General features: G+C 46.5%; 16 protein-coding genes. 10 read left to right on the top strand and 6 right to left on the bottom strand.

Annotated elements, in window-relative coordinates; genetic code table 11:
* The first annotated feature begins 277 nt into the window (after positions 1–277).
* The 4 genes from KO518_RS03675 (at position 278) to KO518_RS03660 (ending at position 4,107) form a co-directional block, all read left to right on the top strand.
* Positions 278–1,675: an undecaprenyl-phosphate glucose phosphotransferase gene (locus KO518_RS03675; RefSeq protein WP_216024486.1), complete on the top strand. Its 1,398-nt coding sequence runs from the start codon at positions 278–280 to the stop codon at positions 1,673–1,675.
* 61 nt (positions 1,676–1,736) lie between these two features.
* Complete coding sequence (locus tag KO518_RS03670) at positions 1,737–3,398, top strand: ABC transporter ATP-binding protein (protein WP_216024485.1); 1,662 nt, start codon at positions 1,737–1,739, stop codon at positions 3,396–3,398.
* An 8-nt stretch (positions 3,399–3,406) separates the two neighbouring features.
* Entirely contained in the window at positions 3,407–3,673 is a 267-nt protein-coding gene (locus tag KO518_RS03665; RefSeq protein WP_216024484.1) for a PqqD family protein, read from the top strand.
* Positions 3,673–4,107, top strand: a complete 435-nt coding sequence (locus KO518_RS03660; RefSeq protein WP_216024483.1) for a lasso peptide biosynthesis B2 protein — start codon at positions 3,673–3,675, stop codon at positions 4,105–4,107. Before KO518_RS03665 ends, KO518_RS03660 begins: the two co-directional genes overlap by 1 nt.
* Before the next feature lie 20 nt (positions 4,108–4,127).
* On the opposite strand, the gene KO518_RS03655 is transcribed toward KO518_RS03660, so the two are convergent.
* The gene (locus KO518_RS03655) at positions 4,128–5,675 is read right to left on the bottom strand and encodes an asparagine synthetase B family protein (protein WP_216024482.1); all 1,548 of its coding nucleotides are present in this window, start codon (positions 5,673–5,675) and stop codon (positions 4,128–4,130) included.
* Positions 5,676–6,216: 541 nt separating this feature from the next.
* On the opposite strand from KO518_RS03655, the gene KO518_RS03650 reads away from it, so the two are divergent.
* Complete coding sequence (locus KO518_RS03650; protein ID WP_216024481.1) at positions 6,217–6,858, top strand: PEP-CTERM sorting domain-containing protein; 642 nt, start codon at positions 6,217–6,219, stop codon at positions 6,856–6,858.
* A 10-nt stretch (positions 6,859–6,868) separates the two neighbouring features.
* Positions 6,869–7,027: a lasso RiPP family leader peptide-containing protein gene (locus tag KO518_RS03645; protein ID WP_216024480.1), complete on the top strand. Its 159-nt coding sequence runs from the start codon at positions 6,869–6,871 to the stop codon at positions 7,025–7,027.
* 134 nt (positions 7,028–7,161) lie between these two features.
* Here KO518_RS03645 and KO518_RS03640 read toward each other — a convergent pair whose 3' ends face one another.
* On the bottom strand, positions 7,162–8,130 hold the full coding sequence (locus KO518_RS03640) for a hypothetical protein (protein WP_216024479.1): 969 nt from the start codon (positions 8,128–8,130) through the stop codon (positions 7,162–7,164).
* Between the two features lie 298 nt (positions 8,131–8,428).
* Here KO518_RS03640 and KO518_RS03635 point away from each other — a divergent pair, with 298 nt between their 5' ends.
* Together KO518_RS03635 and betI are read left to right on the top strand one after the other, a co-directional pair.
* The gene (locus tag KO518_RS03635; protein WP_216024478.1) at positions 8,429–10,807 is read left to right on the top strand and encodes a TonB-dependent receptor domain-containing protein; all 2,379 of its coding nucleotides are present in this window, start codon (positions 8,429–8,431) and stop codon (positions 10,805–10,807) included.
* 94 nt (positions 10,808–10,901) lie between these two features.
* Positions 10,902–11,498 (top strand): transcriptional regulator BetI, encoded by a 597-nt coding sequence (gene betI / locus KO518_RS03630; RefSeq protein ID WP_216024477.1) that lies wholly within the window; start codon positions 10,902–10,904, stop codon positions 11,496–11,498.
* Here betI and KO518_RS03625 read toward each other — a convergent pair.
* Both KO518_RS03625 and KO518_RS03620 read right to left on the bottom strand, forming a co-directional pair.
* Complete coding sequence (locus KO518_RS03625) at positions 11,470–14,136, bottom strand: ATP-binding protein (RefSeq protein WP_216024476.1); 2,667 nt, start codon at positions 14,134–14,136, stop codon at positions 11,470–11,472. The genes betI and KO518_RS03625 overlap by 29 nt on opposite strands.
* A gap of 164 nt (positions 14,137–14,300) precedes the next feature.
* The gene (locus tag KO518_RS03620; protein ID WP_216024475.1) at positions 14,301–15,497 is read right to left on the bottom strand and encodes an ABC transporter substrate-binding protein; all 1,197 of its coding nucleotides are present in this window, start codon (positions 15,495–15,497) and stop codon (positions 14,301–14,303) included.
* 134 nt (positions 15,498–15,631) lie between these two features.
* On the opposite strand from KO518_RS03620, the gene KO518_RS03615 reads away from it, so the two are divergent.
* Positions 15,632–16,174, top strand: a complete 543-nt coding sequence (locus tag KO518_RS03615; protein WP_216024474.1) for a hypothetical protein — start codon at positions 15,632–15,634, stop codon at positions 16,172–16,174.
* 196 nt (positions 16,175–16,370) lie between these two features.
* Here KO518_RS03615 and KO518_RS03610 read toward each other — a convergent pair whose 3' ends face one another.
* Together KO518_RS03610 and metK are read right to left on the bottom strand one after the other, a co-directional pair.
* On the bottom strand, positions 16,371–16,868 hold the full coding sequence (locus KO518_RS03610; protein ID WP_216024473.1) for a hypothetical protein: 498 nt from the start codon (positions 16,866–16,868) through the stop codon (positions 16,371–16,373).
* Positions 16,869–17,115: 247 nt separating this feature from the next.
* Complete coding sequence (gene metK / locus KO518_RS03605; RefSeq protein WP_216024472.1) at positions 17,116–18,261, bottom strand: methionine adenosyltransferase; 1,146 nt, start codon at positions 18,259–18,261, stop codon at positions 17,116–17,118.
* A 341-nt stretch (positions 18,262–18,602) separates the two neighbouring features.
* Between metK and tkt the strand changes: the two genes are divergently transcribed.
* Entirely contained in the window at positions 18,603–20,597 is a 1,995-nt protein-coding gene (gene tkt, locus KO518_RS03600) for a transketolase (RefSeq protein ID WP_216024471.1), read from the top strand.
* The last annotated feature ends 3 nt before the right edge of the window (positions 20,598–20,600 follow it).

Raw genomic sequence — 20,600 nt, 5'->3', positions numbered from 1 at the left:
GCTAGCTTAATTCGATTTTGGAGCTAGGAAATATAATGAATATATATAATGAGTTGCCTATGTATAGGTGGAGGGAAATGTTTTCCTAACAACACGTTTCCAGACGTTAATTTACATCTTAAGTTGTAGAAAAATTAGGTGTAAGTGGCACGTTTGTTGCTTTGTTTTGGGTGGATGTAATGTCGCGTAACGGTGTAGTGAACTTATGTGAACGATGCGTATTTACTAACGTTAAAGTTTCTAATTAGTATTTTTTAAATATCAAGGGCGGCACTTCATGGGGACCGGTTTCGTTAGAAATAATGTGAATCAATTCGCGATAGTTTATCGATTTATCGATTTTCTAATTATACAAGTTACATTATTGGCTGTGGGTACAGCTTATTCTGTTGACATGTCGGTACATTATCACTTGCTTGGCCTTATCGGCAGCACGACTTATCTGCTTTCCGCAGAGCTTTTCTGGTTATACCGCTCGTGGCGGTCAGGTACGACTAAGGAACTTATCTTTTATACAGCGCTAAGCTGGTTTGTAAGTGTAGTGGTTATACTGACTTATTTGTTCCTTACCAAAACTTCCGAAGATTATTCTCGGGTTGTTCTGGTTGGTTGGGTAACAGTGGCGCCGTTTTTTCTCTGTTCATGGCGACTTGCTATGAGAGCGTTCTTGTACAGTATTCGCCGTCAGGGATACAATAGTCGTTCAGTGGGTATTATAGGTATGAACGAAAACGCAGTTGCCCTGGTGAGTGAGCTGAGAAGAAATCCGCATATAGGGTTTAAAATTGGCGGAGTCTACGACGATCGCGATCTGTCCCGACTGGCCGTGCCTGACGATATTTCTATTGAAGGCAACCTCTGCGATGCGGTTAATGCCGTTCGCGCCGGTGAACTTGATCAGGTATTTATTACGTTGCCAATGACTGCAAACCGCCGCATTGAGCAAATTCTCCATGAGTTAGGTGACACCAATGCAGAAGTGCATTTCGTGCCTAATTTCTTCATGTATAACATGGTGCACTCCCGGTTGTGTAATATTGGAAATATGCAAACTATTAGTGTATTCGATACGCCCATGCGCGGTGCCATGACGGCAATCAAACGGGCTGAAGATATTATACTTGCCTCTGCAATACTCACTGTCATCGCTATTCCTATGTTATTGATTGCCGCCGCGGTGAAACTGACTTCCAAAGGGCCTGTAATTTTTAAACAAAACCGATACGGTGTTGACGGTAAGAAAATTAAGGTTTGGAAATTTCGTTCCATGACAGTGACCGAAGACGGCGACAAGGTGACCCAGGCTACCAAGGGAGATGCGAGGGTGACAAAATTGGGAGCATTCTTACGTCGCACGTCTCTGGATGAACTGCCTCAATTTATCAATGTTTTGCAGGGGACGATGTCTGTAGTCGGGCCGCGTCCTCATGCTGTTGCGCACAATGAAATGTATCGCAAGACAGTGAAATACTACATGCTGAGACACCGTATTAAACCCGGTATAACCGGTTGGGCGCAAGTAAATGGCTGGCGCGGCGAAACTGACACAGTAGAAAAAATGCAGATGCGCGTTCAGTACGATCTTGAATACATTCGCAATTGGTCATTGTGGCTCGACTTTAAAATTGTGATTTTCACTTTTTTTAAGGGTTTTGTGGGTAAAAATGTATACTAGGCGAATATGTTGGCCTGTATTTAAATTTTCATCACAATCCGAATGACTAAAGAAGTGTGTAATGTGGAAACGTAGCCTGTATTTCGGACGAAATATTTTTCGAAACTACATGGCTAGTTTTCTTCTGATTTTCGGCGTTTTATTTCTTGAAACGCTGGTGAGTTTAGCCATTCCCTATATTATTGGTAAGCAATCAGGACAACTGGTAAACACCGAAATTGTTCACATTGCCGATGTGGGATACTACTTATTACTCTGGTGCGCACTGTTTGCTCTGCAGTGTGTGATGAAATTCGTGTCCACCTACAGACTGAACGTATTGGGTGCTAAGTTGGTGGCGAATTTAAGCTGCCGACTTTATGATCATATTCAGATCCTCCCTCTTCGCTATTTCCATGATGCGAAAAAAGGTGATGTGTTATCGCTGTTAACCCATGACCTCGGCACGGTTAGTTACTATGTAACTAGTGTACTCACAACACTAGTACCGAATCTTTTAGTCCTGTTCGGTTCGGTTATTATGATGTATTGGATAGAGCCGCTGGTAGCGCTGATGATTATTACACTGATCCCTGTGGTGTATCTGGTAACTAAGCTCATCGGTCGACAAATCCATCCTCTTTCCCGGCAAATCGTTGAAAAACAAGCGGATACACTGGCGATCGCCAGTGAGAATATCAGTACTATCTCCCTGATCAAGTCCTTTAACCGGGAACAAGCAGAATCAAGCCGCTATGCCAGCAGAACAGGCGAAGTCCTGTCATTAAGAACCCGACAATTTCGCTATCAAGCCCTGCTTACTCCCCTTATCCAGTTTTTAGCGTCAGTGTGTATCATGGCAATTATTGGCGTCTGCCTCATCCAGTTTAAGGCGGGTAAAATTGAAGTTGCGGATATCGTTACATTACTACTGTACGGCATGATTTTTACCCGGCCGGTGAGTGTTCTGGCGGGTCTTTATGGACAAACAATGCAGATGACTGGCGCATTGTCCCGCTTGTTGGCGATCCACGGTAAAGAGCGAGAACCCTCCGATGGAGTTGGCAAACCCTTGAAATTAGGTGCCGGCCGGGTTGAGTTCGATCAGGTGACATTTTCATACCATCCCGATGAGCCAGTATTGCGGAATGTTTCAATGGCTATTGAATCGGGACAAACAGTCTTGATTGTTGGAAGAAACGGCGCGGGTAAATCCACTTTGCTGCATTTGTTAATGCGCTTTCACGAACCCATGTCAGGCAGAATTTTGATCGATGATCAAGATATCCAAAGTGCTTCTACTTCGTCTGTACGCGGGGCAATTGGTCATGTTTCACAAGATGTTGTCTTGTGTAACGGTTCTATTCTCGACAACATCACCTACGGTGTGGAAGCGCCTGAAGAAGGTGACGTCCAACGGGTATGCAAACAAGCGGGGTTGGTGCCTGTGCTTGCACAATTGCCCAATGGTTTGAACACCATGGTTGGTGAAGGCGGCATACGCTTGTCTGGTGGACAAAAGCAGCGGATCGCATTGGCCAGGGCTTTGTTGAAGAAACCTCAAATTTTGTTGTTTGATGAGCCGACGTCCATGTTGGATGAAACGGGCAGGCAACAGTTTCGGGAAGAATTGGAATCAGTATTTAAAACATTTACCATTATCATGATTTCCCATGATCCGACACTTGCTGACGTGGCGGATCACGTGTTTACACTGCATGAATATCAACTAAAAAGTAAATAGAGGCAGGCATGGCAACTTACAAACTAAAATCTGATGTACTGGCGCAAAAAGTGGTTGATGAAATGGTCATTTTGGAGCCTGAAAATGGTGAGTACTTCACCGTTAACGGTGTTGGCAGTGACATGATAGCCTTACTGGAAGAGGGGAAAAGCGAAGACGAAGTTGTGGCGGCAATGACAGAAAAATTTGATGTTGATGCCGATGAAGTCAGGGCTGATTACCGGACATTATTGGAACAGCTGGACGAACAGGGTTTAGTTGAAGTTGTGGCGTAATGCTGGCGTTTTTTCGTCTTACAGCGACCCAAAAAAAATGGTTTTTAAAAGCTTGGATTGCGTTTTTTTGGTGGCATATTCGCATTCGCTTTACCAGTTACCAACAGTGGCAGCATCGTGTTTTTCCAACGGTGGAAGATGATTCAAATAATACATGCCCCGCGGATTTTATTGCAATCATTGAGAAGGCCGGCAGACATCACCTGTGGCACATGAACTGTTTACGGCGTTGCCTTGTCACCATGGAAATGTTGCACCACATAAACGTTTTTCCCGCGATACATTTCGGGGTAAAGATTGAAGATGGCGCAACAAAAGCCCATTGTTGGTTATCCCTCAACGGTACGCTGATAAACGATAGTGAAGAGGTGGTGTCTTCGTACACAGAGTTAAGAGCCAATAATGCCAGTGTTTTATTTACGGGCCTTTCATAAATACCCGCAACGGAGCGTTTCTATAGTTTGTGAAACGTCTGCAACCAGCGTTGTGTCAAAATAACAAAGAGAAGATCAACATTTATCCCACCATTTCTGTTATGCACAGCGTCGTCAAATGCCTTTAATACCTGTTGCGTGTCAATTAAGCCCCGATCAGCCAAATAGGGGTGTGCCAGGCATGCCCGCAGACTGTCCGCATTTTCTCTTACTAAATTGGCAAAATGGCGGTCAAACGTAGTTTTGGTTTTACGCCAGCATACCGAGTCCGGTAAGCTTTCGGTCATCGCATTTCTTAACATATACTTGGGGTATGCACCCTGGATAAGTTGTACAGGGGGGACGGCAAATGAGTGCTCGGCAATGCGGTAATCGAAAAAGGGGTGTTTCACCCTGATATCAAACTCTGATGCAATGGCATCGTAAGAACGCACTGAGTTAAATGTCGTGGTAGTTTTCAATGCAAAATACCGAGCGTAGCGGGCCGGGTCTTTTTTCGCATCGAAGGGGTTGTGGAAAGCGTAAGACGCACTGGCAAGTTCTTTTCCTTTCGGCGTCATCCATTGAGGCATTGGTATGATACCCGGTGACTGACCCTTCAAACGTTTCGCCATATTCATTAACCACTGGGGGATGAGAGGTTTAACAAAAAGCGATTTGGCAATAGGTAAGAATGCTAAGTCAGTTTCTTTACAGGCCTGTTTCACTTCACCTATAACGTTGAGTTCGCCCTCTCTTAGTCTCTGAGTATAAGTACTGGCGTGTCCCCAGCACATTTCGTCTCCCCCGTTACCCGTTAGCAGCAGTGTTACGTTGTGCCTGGCAAGTGTGTGCATTTCGTCCCGGTAACGAGGCGACAATACGATGCCTGGGTGGTCAAAATGAGCCGGGTATAATTGTAGAAAATTGCGATATTGAGCAAGGTCCACATCCTGATAAAGAAAGTCTTCAATATTTAGGTGTGCGCGCATATCTTTGATAAGTGCGCTTTCGTCCGACTTGGCATCATGCCGGTAGAAGTGGGAAAGGGCTATGCACTTTCTGTTGTGTTGTCGTTGCCAGTGTAATGCCAGTGCGGTAACGGATGTCGAATCCATGCCGCCGCTCATTTGAGAGGCGATGACAGGGGAATCACCAACGTATTCTTCGACAACCCGGGTAAAAAGGGCTCTGAAACTGGTGGCGTATTCTTGGTCGTTGGACAAGATGACACGGTTGGCCGGATCAATGTCCCAATACTTGTGGAGGGTGTAACTTTCAGCGCTAACGCGAAGTGCGTAGCCTGCAGGGAGTACAGAAACGTTGCGATACAGCGATAATTCAGGAACTGGTTGACCAGCAAGCCAACCGCTGAGTGCGGTGTCATCGAGCTCCGGAGATAAACGGAACAGACTAAGGATGGCTTCTGTGGTATTGCTACAAATCAAGACCTTATCAATTTTGGCGTAATATAGCGCTTGTAAACCGAGTGGGTCGGTTACAACACTGGCGCGATCCGGGAGTTGAACGATACAACCAGGGCCATTGAGTTTACTTTCATCGTCTGTCGAACCGGCCGCTATGATCATTGGCTGGTTTGTATATCCCGCACAAATCATGTGCCCTTGAAGCTTCGGCCCGCCGTCGATCACGGTGTGGTTCGCAGTGCCCCACAATCGTGCAAGGTGACGCCGGGCCCGGAGGTGAAAATCGTCAGGTTGACAAAATAGAAAAACAAAAGGCTTCACAAGGATCTATCTGTGTTATGGTTAATCCATCGTATTATGCACATATAGGCTGCAAAGTAGATAGGCGAAGCGCTATAAAAGCGAACAAATTGATATTTTTGCAAACAAAAGCCAGGTGAATTATTGTATGCTTTACATGCACATGGCTTCGAAGCTTGTTTTCTTATAGCACTGGAGAGGTGCAATCGCGATTGTTTGCAAAAAGTTCTGTCTGCTTTTTTTACAGATCGCGATTTTTATTTTGTGGTTTCAATAGTAGAATAAATAGTGTGTTTTTAACTCACTGTGATAATTAGTTATTTTTTTATTGGTATGCTATTTGCTTATTTAGTAATACAATAATAATTCAACCACGTAGTTTTAAACTCACAAGGAAAATGGAATGAAAAAGTCGGCTATATTTGGAGCATTTGCTCTGCTTTTAAGCAGTCAGGCTTCAGCTAGCTATATTACCACTGTAACAGGTGCAGATATGGTTGGTATGGAAGTGACTGTAACTTTCTCTGACATGTCCGTTGAAACAATGGTCTGGGATGTAATTTCCATGGATCCTTCCCTGCCGTTTATGGAAGGCTACTCTGGTGGTGTTACTGGATCATCTTGGTCGCTCGTTCAGCAAGGGGATTCTATTTCAGAAAACCCTCCAGCCACACCGGGTGTTCTTGGTGCTTGGACATTTACTTACGACGGCATGGCTTCTGGCATTGAATCAGTTTATATCGATGCGTGGGCAGGTGATGTAGTTTTTGATACTGCTGAAGGCGATGTAAGTGGCAATGGGTCTGGCGCCGGTCGCATGTTCTATTCTGATGATATGAACGTAAGCGGTGCGTATGACATGAATGTTGAAGATGAATTGTTCGGTGGCTTGATGCTAACAGGCATGAATGGAACTTTGTTGGACACTGCTGGTTCTTTCCAGTTCGTTACTGACACTGATATTTCTGTTCCTGCACCAGCTACACTGGGCATCTTTGCAGCTGCACTGGGCTTTATGGGTTTCAACCGCCGTAAAAAAGCATAAGGAAGAGATTATGAAATCTGATAAGACTGTTGCTTTTGAAAGCAAACAAACTTATTCAAAGCCTGAACTACAAAAAGTAGGTACATTGGCTGAACTGACCGAAGGTTTCGCAGGAAGTATTCCTGATGAACAAGGCGGTCAAACAAAGAGAAACCCTTTCCAAGGTTAATTTTTGTATTACCTCTGAAAAGCCAGTTGAAAAACTGGCTTTTTTTATGGGTTAAATCCAGAGTGTAAAAAAAACTGACGTTGGGCTATAGGGCAAGCCAGTTCTGAAACAACGCCTTTTTGGGCGGCGTCGTGCTATTTCGGGGCAGTAACAATGGCTTTATCGAGTTCAGAGGTTACACGGGCAAGCGCTTTTAAGCCTGTGGGGTAGGTGACTTTTTGAAAAGGAAGCGTATTGAGAAGTCGAGCAATGTGCGCCATTCGGGTTGCGTCTATCCTCAAAGCTTTATAGGCATCACCGAGCATACTGTTTTGCATGAGTAAAATTAGCCCGTGACTTGCCGGTAAAGTCGATATCGTAACAGGGTGGTCATATTTCTCATCACGGTCCAGTAAATACATCCCAGCGATAGGATATGCCTTGTGGGATAAAGATTTTTTAAACGTGATTTCTTTTTTAGCAAAACGCGCATGAACCCGCTGGCTTGTTGTATTTTGCAATGTAGCGGTTCGAGAGAAATGCTCGGCAGAATCGGGCCATAACCTCACTTTAGGCCAACTTGGATAAACCACAAACACACCATCCCTTTGGTACAGCGCGGCCATGTCATCTGTAATGAGTTGATAACCCTGTTCTGTCATTGCGCTTGTCAGTGTAGACTTTCCCGTTCTGCTGGGGGCGAGAAATAAATATGCCTGATTGTCCTTTACCAAGGTATTGGCGTGCAGGCAGAGGGTATTGTTGAGTTCCAAGAATAGCGATATGGCTAAGGTTTGGATGTAATGCGCTGGCCCGGTTCCCCCTTTTTGCCAATCTACAGTGAGGGATTTTTTGTTCATATCAAGAGAGAACCGTCCTTTCCCTTCACAATCAATGGCTAACTGGTACAACTGCTCTCGGCGACTGAGTTCAATCGTCGATTGGTATCGCTCTCCGCTATCCGTTAACGTCCATATCCGAGCCGACTGAGGTAGCGGCATGAGGCGTGCTTCGTCGAGGCTGAGAGAATGTGGTGTACTGACATTGTCATCGTTAGCGTGAACAAGTGATACGCCGTGTAATGGATGCTGGATTAAACGGATTAATTCTTGATTTAAAAGCATTCCCGCTCTCGATTCTTCCTGGTAATGAACTCGCCGTAAATAGAGTGCGACACTATCTCCATGGTGTAAAGAACTAACTGTGAATAACGACAAATTCGTTGGCAGAGAAATATTCCTCAAGGCATGCTTAGCCGAGGTGAAGTTCACAGGCACAGAAAAGGGGATGTTGGATAACAGAACTGTCATCATCTTTTAATTGAACGGTCAATTAATTAAAACAGAAGTGTCACATTCTCTCAGTAGGCTTGAAACGTTTTAACTTACGCCACTATAACAAGCATACTTTGGGAAAACACACATGAAAAAAACGAATTTTGGCAAACCCAGCTTTTTGGGAATGTCAGTAATTGCAGCGTTGGCAACGACAGTAAATACCCACGCGCTAGCAGAAGAAGCTTTAGCTGCTGACGTCGGCAACAATGATACCATTGAAGAAATTCAGGTAATTGGTCGCAGTGTGTCTTATGCGAATAATGCCACCGACGAGAATATGAAAAATCAACAGTCAGCCATGACGAGTGTGTTGGCCACTGTTGATAACCTTCCTGGTGTTCTTATCAACGAAGGGGATACGTTTGGCGCAGACGATTGGTCTACTAGTATCTCTATTCGTGGCTTTCAGGTTGACTTAGATCAGCAACAGATTGGTATGACTGTTGATGGAATTGCGAACGGTAATTCGAATTACGGCGGAGGGGCGAAAGCCAATCGTTATATCGACACAGAAAACCTGCGTTCGGTTGACGTTTCTCAAGGGACAGCGGATATTGCGTCGCGGTCAAATGAAGCGCTGGGCGGTACGCTGAACTTTACTACCATCAACCCAGGTCAGGAAGAGACCATGGTGTTGAGCGGGACGATGGGAGAGTTCGACGCTCAGAAAATTTACTTGCGATATGAAACAGGTGAACTTGTTGACAATACTTATGCGTGGGTAAGTATGTCTACACAGGAAAGCAGTGACTGGATGGACCAGGCTGCAGAAAACACGCGTGACCACTTCGCAGCGAAAGTCACCAGTTTAGTTAGTGGCATTGATTTTACCGGCTACGTTTCTTATGACGATACGCACGAAGACAACTACCAACGGGTTTATGGGACGGCGCAGTTTGAACAAAACCCAGAGTGGGATCAGCTGACCAGTGACTGGACTGGTATTCCATACCAAGATCAGGCGTACCGTCGTGGATGGTCGACTCTGCGGGAAAACTTCTTCACATACCTGCAAGCCGACGCGTCAGTCGGTGCAGTGGATGTTAGTGCCAACGTCTATTACCACAACCTCAAAGGTCGAGGAGATTGGGTTCCTCCTTATTTGGTCGATGTAACGGATGACGGTCTTAACCAGCCTAATTCAGAGTTGGTTTCGGGGAACACAGTGTACGGCGGAGCGAGTTTAGGACAGCTTTTCTTTGTCTCTCCCGCGGGGCAAACCCTTGTCGCTGAGGATGGATGTACGAGTAGTCTTACGTTTCCTTATGGCGGCAGTGGCGCAGAATACGATCCGGCTTGCTATGATGATAACGCGGTTCCGGTAGGCTCTTATCGCCATACGCATTATAAAAAAGAACGCGTTGGATTTAATGCTGATTTGACCTGGTACACTAAAATCGGTGAGATGGATAACGTGCTGCGCGCCGGTGTATGGTACGAAGACTACACCCGTGAAGAATACCGCGACTGGCACAAAATCATTGATGCTGCTACGAGCTTCCACTACGATCACACTCCTTACTGGGTGCAGTATAGCCGTGATTTCCCCGTTGAGACGCTGATGTACTACATCGAAGATGAACTGGATTTAGGATTTGCAAAAGTGCGTCTGGGCGCCAAGCAGTTTGACGTAGAACTGGAAAAAAATGACTTATTTGACGCGTCAAACGATCTGGACGTATCTTCTGACTCTGATGTTTTACTGTCTGCCGGTTTTGTAGCGCCCATCGCTGATGGCTTGGAAGTATTCGGTGGTTATGCAGAAAACTTCGCCGCGATTAAAGATTCTGTTTTTGAGCGCGATGATGCAGATGTCTCGCTCATTGAGCCGGAAACAGCGGAAAACATTGATATTGGTGTTCGCTACTCTGCACCGGGCTTTAATGCCAGCCTGACGTACTACACCATTGAGTTTGACAACCGGATTCGCTTTATCAGTAATGAGCAATCAGACGGCATCGATTTCCTCGAGGCGGCTGCTGGCGGGTTTGTCAATGACGGCGGCGTTGAGTCAGACGGAATTGAAGCGTCTGCACAGTGGCAGGCAACGGACTATCTCAGCATTTTTGCGTCTTATACATACAACAATTCTGAGTACACAAAGTCGGCCTATGACGACGAGGAAAACCCTGTCAGGGGGAACACCGTGTTAGGTACGGCACAGGACATGGCTGTCATCAGTCTTGATTATGCAAAAGGTATCTATCTGGCAGGCCTGAGTACGAAATACGTTGGCCCTCGTTACATGAATGCTGAAAATACCATGGAAGCAGACGAGTATATCGTCAGTGATTTCTACGCTGGCATGATGCTCGACAATGTGGCTCCAGGTATTAAAACACTTGACGTACGACTTACGATCAACAACCTGTTTGATGAAAGTTACCTCGGTACAGTTGTTTCAAATGCTGGCTGGATTGGCGCGCCTCGCACTGCCGCGATCAATGTAAAAGCATCGTTCTAAAACCCAGGTGGGCACGGCTTTCCATTTCTACGGAAGTCGTGCCATACTCACTGCAAATAACACACCGCTCGTTATGGCTTGTATGGAGCAAAACATGCCAAAGGTAGGAATGGAGCCCCTTCGTCGTCAGCAACTCATTGATGCCACCCTTAAGGTTATTGATGAAGTGGGTCTTGCAAGAACCACTTTCGCTTTAATAAGTAAAGAAGCCGGTATGTCTACTGGTATTATTAGTCACTACTTTGGCAACAAAAAAGGGCTCATCGATGCAACAGTCAGGTATCTGGTTTCTCAGTTAAGGGTGAAAGGGGTATACACCGACCCGCTGCAAAGGTTGATGGGAATAGTAGACGCGAATTTCGCGCCTATACAACGATCCAGAGCCTCTGGTCGGGCATGGCTGAGTTTTTGGGCGCAATCTACACAAGACGCTGATTTGCATCGGTTACAACAAATAAACCGGAAGCGCCTCATTAGTAACCTGACGTACAGCTTTAGGCCATTAATCCCCGCTGAACATGTAAAAGAAGCAGCAGAAACTACAGCAGCACTTATTGACGGACTTTGGTTACACTGTGCTTTGGAGCCTGAGCGACAGGAACTGTTTGCGTTACATGCCAAGCGTTGTAAGGTTCATATTCAGCGCTTTTTATTGCAGTTTGCTACGAGCAATAACGCGCGAGAACGGTGAGTAAATCTTCTGCCGTAAAAGGCTTGCTGATATAGTCGTCCATGCCGGCTGCTGTGCAGAGTTCTCGATCTCCTTTCAAGGCATTCGCCGTTAATGCAATGATAGGGATATTGCGATAGCGTTCACCGGCTTCACCCCGACGAATGCGCTTGGTAGCTTCAAAACCATCCATTTCTGGCATGTGGCAATCCATGAGAATAGCATTGAAAGAGATGCGCATCCTCGTTAACGCCTCAAGGGCTTCCCGACCATTTTTCGCGGTCATGATTTTGTGTTGTTTTAAGTGTTCTCGGGCAATAAGCTGATTGACCTCGTTGTCTTCAACAATCATGATTTTGGCTTTAAAATGAGGGATGACAGTGGTTGCTTCAGTTATAGCAAGATTGTCATCTGCGTGCTTGTCTGTACTGTCTATTGCAATATCAAAACTAAAGCAACTGCCTTTGCCTTTCTCGCTCCTGGCAACCAGTTCCCCGCCCAGCAGTTGACAAAGCTGCCGACAAATAGATAACCCAAGACCTGTGCCACCAAAGCGGCGGGTAGTGGATGTATCTTCTTGTCTGAATGCTTCAAAAATGGATTCCAAACTGGTTTTTGAAATGCCTATTCCCGTGTCTTCTACTGATGCAAAAAGGCGGTGTCTCCCAGAAGATTCTCGAATGTTAACGGTGAGGTTTATACCACCGTGTTCAGTAAATTTTACTGCATTACTCAACAAATTACCGAGAATTTGCCTAAGTCTGATAGGATCACCAATGATAGTATCCCGACCTTGGGGGCTGTAGTTCAGCGTAAATGTGATGCCTTTCTCCCGGCAACTTATCGCGTACTGATCGTAAACTGTTTTAATAAGCAGAGTGAGGTTAAAGGGCAGGGCTTCAAGATGTAGCTGACCAGCTTCAATTTTAGAAAAGTCAAGAATGTCATCAACAATGTGCTTTAGGTTATTCAGGCTGTCTTTGGCGAGGTTAATATACCTCGCTTGCGCTTTGTTTAGCTCGGTATTATTTACCAGTTGCAGTGCACCGGAAATGCCGTGAAGTGGCGTACGAACTTCATGACTCATGCTGGCCAAAAAACTCGATTTTAATCTCGTTGATTCCTCTGCTCGCAGCTTGGCATCTTTCAGAAACTGTTGAGTTTGTTCCTGTTCGGTTACATCCTGAAAAAACGCCACGTAATGGGTTAGTTCGCCCTGAGCATGCACCGGCGTAATGATAACTTGGTTGTAAAAAAACGAGTTGTTCTGTCGGTAGCATTGAAGTGTGTCTGAATAGGGTAATCCATTTTTTAAGGCACTTTTCATTTGCCTGAGTTTATTTCTGTCGGCTTTCATTTTATCGAGCAAAAAGTGGCTTTCACCGAGAACCTCGTGTTCACCAAATCCGGTCACCAAGCTGAAGTGGGGATTTGAGTAGATTATAGGGAAACTGCCGCCTTGCCTTTCTGCAATCAGAATTGATAACGTAGCTGACTTCATCGCATGGCTAATAACGTTTATGCGTGCTTCTAAAGACCGGTGCCGGGTAATGTTGTTTCCCACCAATATGTGGCCAACTTGTTTTCCTTGTGTGTCAATAAGCGGGAGCATGGACCAACGAATGGTGATTGGCGGAGCGCCCTCAGTCCCTTCATACTGGCCTTCTACTTCGCCCGGCCCTGATATAAGTTGTTGACGGATAGCGGCTAAATCTTCATCAGAAAGAGCGCAAAGGCTTTTGTGTTCTGTAAACGATCGATTAGTCAGTTGCTTGTTACTCTTTTCGTCGAGTACAACTAACACCTCTTCTAATGAGTCGATAACATTGGAGAATTGGGTGTTCGACAGGGTCATGGAGGTAAGATTGGAAAGTAGTTTTTCGAATGCTTGCCTGATAACAAAAAGCTCTTGAGGTTCGCCCTCCGGGTTAAGGCTAGGGCCGTCACGACTGTCAGATTGCCCATTAATTGAGTCAAACAACGCTTGTAGTGTGCCGGCACTTAATTTCGCAGCATGCATAGACGCGTACACACTTACCAGAATGGCGGAAATTAACGTGATGAAAAGGGCGGGGAGTAGCCAAAGTACATTGGAAAAGGCGTCGATAGCAGGAATTTGATGCAATAGCGTGAGATCGTGCCAAGGTTCAGATTCTACCAGCCAGGAGGTGAAAAGCGCGGCGTCATACTGGCTTTCCATCGCATAGCGATCGGCGTGGCTTGCATAAAGAATGGTGCCATTTTCAGATAATATTAACTGATGCCCGGTGTGAGTAGTTTCAAAAATTAAATCACGGAGGGTGGGCACGTAAAGTACCAGTGCCCCCTCGGCTTGACCTCCCATAAGGACCGGTACCGCAATAAGTGTTCCGTTTGCCCCAACGTATTGCATTGTTTGTGAATTGCCGAGCGTGGTTTCTCTCCACATGCTTCTGAGTGATGCCGGTACGCGGTTTTCCCAATCTTTGGTAATGAGTGGCGTACCGTCAAATTGAAAAAGCCCGAGGCTGTATTCTTTCGCTCGCGTGAGCTTTAGTGAATCGAAGAAAACCGGCAGGTAATTTTGGCGTTGCTGTACGTCAATAAAACTGTTGATGAGTAAATCATGTGACGCGATTCCTTCCATAAGCTGGCGTGTGCTATTGATAGTAACGGACATATCTTTTTTCAGATATTGAAGGCTATCGCGCTGTTCTTCGGTAATTTGCTGTCTTGCAAAAAAGAAAATTGCCAGTGAGAGTACAACGCTAACTGTGCACAGCGCCGTCAAAAGTCTGGGAATAATGCGCCGCAGCAGCTGCCGGTAGAAAGATGGTCTGGGGTTCACAAGTGAGACGCAGAATTGGCGATGGGGACGAGATGACCGTTGCTATCAAATGTTGTCATAAAAAAGTCCTTTGCCATAAGTGCGTCACGTGCTTTATCGCTAAATGCCGGTGCGTAAGTTTTAACCGCGCCCGTAAAAGGTGGCAGATTTTCCAATGATTGTCGAATTTTAGCAGCATTTATTCCGCCGGCTTTTTCAGCCGCCAGGGCGAGAAGGTGAATGCAGTCGTAGCTATGAGCTAACCCAGCTGCGGCAGGAATGGCCTGAGGCTTGTCGGGGCCGTAGCGGGTAAAATAGCGCTGTAGCAAAGCTTTGGCTCTAGCGTGGTTTTGTTTGAGAAAGCTAAATGTTTGAATAACGGATACGTCCATTCGACTTACATTCTCAAGGCCCAGAGATGAAACATAGTCACCACTGGCCAGGCCCCAGTGAGAAATAACCGGTAGGGAAGAACGATCCGATGCAAGGACTGCCTGGCTTACCGTTACTGCTTCGGGTGAGTTAGCTACCAGAACCAGCCCTTGGGCACCACTTTCCAACATTACTTCAAGTTCAGAACCGAAGTCAGCTTGTCGCCAATTTATCCAATGTACAGTCGTGATTTCCACATTCTGCGCCTGGGCTTCCCGGGTGAGGGATTCTAGATTCGAGCGTCCCCATCCCGTGCGTTCAAGGACAAGGGCTATTTTAGTTAATGACCTGTTACGGGCGTATTGAATGAGAACTTTACTGGCTTCTTCGTCGCTGATTGACACGCGAAAAACATTGTTTGGTTCAAGGTCGTTTTCCACCACTGATGTGCCGGCCGCCCATGGGCTGACATAAATAAGATCGGCACCGTGAATGGCGTCAAGCTCGGCCAGAGCTACGGGAGTATGCACGCCGCCCAATACAGCCAGAACGCCCTTCATAGCGGCAATTTGCTTAATATTACTTATGCCTCGTGCTGGATTACCTCTGTGGTCGAACGTCACCAGTTCAAGAGGCTGACCGAGGATGCCTCCGGCCTCGTTTATCTCGTCAATGGCAAGCTTTGCACCTCGGGCAATCGCAACACCTCCATCTACGGCCACTGCACTCATATCGGCGTCCAATGCAATTACAATGGGTGTTGATACCTGAGGTTTGCCTTGCACTGGCATCAGCGAGCACAATGCTATAGATAACAGCAGAGAGGTAAAGCGAAATAGCATAGTTAAACTCGGAATTGATGAAAGAATGTACCCGTAAACCATACTGGAGCACCGAAAAAGTGCAATTAGACAAAGGATGAGAATGTATTCAATTAAAACTTGAAGTTCCTTCCGGACCTCCGTAGTTTTAGACAATGGGACAGGGAACAGGGAGTAAAATTATCAAACAGCCACCCACGATTCTAGACATTGAAGCCAGTGGCTTTGGCAGCAACAGCTTTCCTATTGAAATTGGTGTAAAGCGGGCTGATGGTGCGCGGTTTTGTAAGTTAATAAAACCCTACGCGCACTGGCGGCACTGGGATGACTCTGCAGCCAGATTACATGGGATTACCCGTGAACAACTGGAGGAGTTTGGTGTGGATGGCAAAACGGTTTGTCTACAACTAAATGCCTTTTTGCAACATTCTACCGCGTATTCCGACGGTTGGGTTGTCGACCAACCCTGGCTAATTAAATTATTTGCTGAATCCAGAATAGCCATGTCTTTCAGGTTGTCAGCACTTGAATATATTTTGTCGGAGAAGCAAATGCAATGCTGGCACGAGGTCAAGAAAAAACTCCTGGCACAGCAATGTGTGGCACGGCACAGAGCCAGTGTTGATGCAGAGTTGATTCAGCAGACGTATATTGTTTCAGGATCGTCAGGCGCTGTTGTCTGTGGCTTAGCTCGTTAGAATTCTCATTTCCTGTTATTTGTCTTACAGCGTCGTTAATCGTATACGGGGTAAGTCAGAAACTGGCAGGCGTTGGCGTTAAGCATGGTGTCTGCAGCCCGGCAACTGGATGTCATTCCAGGTTATCGTGGATTTTGCTGTCAGAGTGAGTGCTGTGGCCGTCACTGTCGGGTTCACCACGCTGATTACGCTACCATTAAAAATAGTAATGTACGCCTAGTGACAGGGAGTTTATATCAATATCTCTAAGTGCTCTGAATTCGTATTTTACGGCCATGTTAATGGAGCGGTTATCGCCAATTTGCCAACCCAGGCTAGCGGCGTTGCCGGCATTTTGCGGTAGCGTTTGCCAGTCGACCAGCCCGTTTTGATAATTACTACTGGTTTGTACTTCAGCAAAAATACGTTGTGTAGAATGTTGAATGATTCGCCTACTCGCAGAGAGTTTGACTGAGTCAATGACGTGATAGCTGTAGATACTATCCAGCCATTGAGTGTGATAAGGCACTGTGCGGTCGTAACGCACTCCAAACTGCCAGGCTGGTAAATCCTGACTTTGATAGGAAATTTCAGACTGGTAAGGCGAGGCTACAAAAGTGGTTTTCTCGAGCTTGTCGCTTGCGTACACCAAGCCCTTGGCACAGGCACAGCCAACGGGCAAAAGAGCGAGCAAAGCGAGCCAAACACCTTTCATAGCGTGTTCCTTAAGTTTTTAGATGCATTGGGTGTCAGAAAATATCGTCATGGTTGTAACTTGTGATGTTCTTTATCGCATTAAACGACTTTTTATACCTCTGCCAGATAACTATGACGGATTTCTGTGGCGTGTAAAGTAAATTTGTTTATTTTTACAACAAAGTGGCGGAGGCGATTGGGTCAGAGAAGTGAGCGAGCCGGCTTAGTATCGGGGGGCTAAGCTGGCTCGACAATTACGAACTGATTTACAAAGACGCCTTCAATGCGTCAGCTTTGTCAGTCGCTTCCCATGGAAACGCTTCGCGTCCAAAGTGGCCATAAGCAGCCGTAGGACGGTAAATTGGGCGCTCGAGATCAAGCATTTTGATAAGGCCATATGGACGTAAGTCGAAATGCTCTCTTACTAATGCAACAAGGGTCTTTTCATCAACAATGCCTGTGCCAAAGGTTTCTATACTGATAGAGGTAGGCTCGGCAACCCCGATGGCGTACGAAATCTGAATTTCACAGCGTTTTGCTAGGCCTGCCGCAACGATATTTTTAGCCACATAACGTCCAGCATAAGCCGCAGAGCGGTCAACTTTAGACGGGTCTTTTCCTGAAAAGGCACCGCCACCGTGACGGGCCATACCGCCGTAGGTATCAACGATTATCTTGCGTCCGGTTAAGCCGCAGTCGCCCATTGGCCCACCAATAACGAAACGCCCGGTCGGGTTGATATGAAACTGTGTGTTCTTAGTTAGCCACTCAGCGGGTAATACTGGTTTGATAACTTCTTCCATCACGGCTTCGCGCAATTGTTCAGTTGATACGCTTTCATTGTGTTGGGTTGATAAAACAACCGCATCAATACCCACTGGTTTGTGATCTTCGTAGATGAAGGTAACCTGGCTCTTTGCATCAGGACGCAGGAAATTCAGTTTTCCTGACTTGCGCACTTCCGCTTGTTTTTGTACCAAACGGTGTGAATAAGTAATAGGTGCTGGCATCAACACGTCAGTTTCGTCACTGGCGTAGCCGAACATTAAACCCTGATCGCCCGCTCCCTGTTCTTCGGGTCGTGCGCGATCTACACCTTGATTAATATCGGGTGATTGCTTACCAATGGCATTGAGCACAGCACAGGAGTCGGCATCGAATCCAACATCAGAGTGATTGTAGCCAATTTCTTTTACGGTCTGACGGGTGAGCTCTTCAATGTCTACCCATGCCGTGGTAGTGATTTCACCGCCAACCAGAACCATGCCGGTCTTAACGTATGTCTCACAAGCTACCCTTGCTTTCGGATCCTGCTCAAGTATGGCATCGAGCACTGCATCAGAAATCTGATCGGCAATTTTGTCTGGATGCCCTTCCGAAACAGATTCGGATGTGAATAAGTGTGCGGCCATAAATCCTCCGTTCTTTTTTGGGATAACCAAAATAAAAATGTATTCTAACCCGTCTGTGCAAAAAAAGCATCTTTACATCTGGACGTCTAAAAGTCTATTTGTTAGCTTTTGTTGACACTATAGTCCGACGTCGCGGAAGGAGTAACGAATTCGTTTACCCCCTTTATGAATTCTGATGAAGGGAATAAAACACGTTGAACTTACCTATGCGCTTAGGTAAGAATAGTCGGCAGTTTGAAAAAACCCAGTTTAAAAGCAGGCAGCAGGAAATCCTATCCGTTTCCGGAGCATTATCCGGGTTGTCACCGAGAAGTTTAAAATAATTTATCAAAGGAGTTAGCATGCCTACCCGTCGTGAACTCGCCAACGCCATCCGCGCCCTGAGTATGGATGCCGTTCAAAAAGCTAAGTCTGGACACCCTGGAGCCCCAATGGGAATGGCCGATATTGCACAAGTGCTATGGTGTGATCATCTGTCTCACAACCCGGCTAATCCCAACTGGGCAAACCGCGACCGCTTTGTTTTGTCAAATGGTCATGGTTCCATGTTGTTGTATTCATTGCTTCACCTAAGCGGTTACGATCTTCCCCTGGACGAGTTGAAGCAATTTCGTCAGTTGCACTCAAAAACGCCCGGCCACCCCGAATACGGTTATGCGCCGGGCGTTGAAACCACAACCGGTCCTCTTGGTCAGGGGATCAGTAACGCAGTGGGCATGGCGCTGGCTGAAAAAGTACTGGCAGCACAATTTAATAAAGAAGGTCATGAGATTGTCAACCACTACACCTATGCTTTCCTAGGCGATGGATGTTTGATGGAAGGTATCTCCCACGAAGCGTGTTCGTTGGCTGGTACATTGGGCCTCGGCAAGTTAGTGGCATTTTATGACGACAACGGCATTTCTATCGATGGTGAAGTGGAAGGCTGGTTCACCGATGATACGGTGAAGCGTTTTGAGTCCTACGGTTGGCATGTTATTGCCGATGTCGACGGCCACGATCCCGCGCAAATCAGCGAAGCTGTGGAAGCGGCAAAAGCCAATTCAACCCAACCAACACTAATTTGCTGTAAAACCATTATTGGATTTGGATCGCCTAATAAACAGGGTACGGAATCATGTCATGGTGCGCCCTTGGGTGACGACGAAATCGCTGCCACCCGTGAAGCGCTGGGCTGGACTTATGGCCCATTTGAGATTCCTCAGGATGTCTATGCTGAATGGGATGCCAAAGCGAAAGGACAAAGTGCCGAAGCCGCCTGGAGCGAGGCATTTGCGGCGTATGAAAAAGCTTACCCAGAACTGGCTGCGGAGTTCATTCGTCGGATGAACAATGATGTACCGGCTGACTTTGCAGAAAAAGCCGATGCCTATATCGCCGAATTACAGGCCAATCCCGAGGCACCGGCTACCCGTAAGGCGTCGCAAAACGCGTTGAATGCTTATGGCCCGTTACTACCTGAATTACTCGGTGGCTCTGCGGATTTGGCAGGTTCAAACCTGACTATTTGGTCTGGTTCTAAAGGCGTTGATGCCAATGATGCTTCCGGCAATTACATTTATTACGGCGTACGCGAATTTGGTATGTCGGCAATGATGAACGGCATTGTATTGCACGGTGGCTTTAAAGCCTACGGTGCAACCTTCCTGATGTTCATGGAATATGCTCGCAATGCTGTGCGCATGGCTGCACTGATGAAAGCACCTGCGATATTTGTTTATACCCACGACTCCATTGGTTTAGGTGAAGATGGTCCGACACACCAACCGGTAGAACAGTTAGTGGCTTTACGCGCTACGCCAAACCTTGACAACTGGCGACCTTGTGACCAGGTGGAGTCTGCAGTGGCCTGGAAAGAGGCAATTTTGCGTAAAGATGGTCCTACCACACTTATATTTACCCGTCAGGGTTTACCGCAGCAGCCCCGTACTGCTCAGCAGGTTAGCGACGTGGCAAAAGGCGGCTATATTCTCAGAGACACCGACGGCACACCAGATGTGTTGCTGATCGCTACTGGTTCTGAAGTTCAGTTGGCTGTAGCTGCCAGTGAGCAACTTGCAGAGAAGGGAGTAAAGGCAAGGGTTGTGTCTATGCCTTGTACGGATGCGTTTGACCGTCAATCTGCACAATATCAAGAGTCGGTTCTACCTGCAGCGGTAACAAAACGCGTTGCAGTAGAAGCTTTAGCCAAAGATTCTTGGTATAAATACGTAGGCTTCGGCGGCGCGATTGTCGGTATGGACACGTTTGGTGAATCCGGTCCGGCTGCAGACTTATTCAAACACTTCGGTATCACCACTGATGCAGTAGTAGAAGCAGCGCTGTCTTTGAAATAATTC

The sequence above is a fragment of the Aestuariibacter sp. A3R04 genome, assembly GCF_018860805.1.
Taxonomy (GTDB): Bacteria; Pseudomonadota; Gammaproteobacteria; order Enterobacterales; family Alteromonadaceae; genus Alteromonas.
Note: the sequence above shows the minus strand (reverse complement) of the source record. Positions and strands in the feature narration are given on the sequence as shown.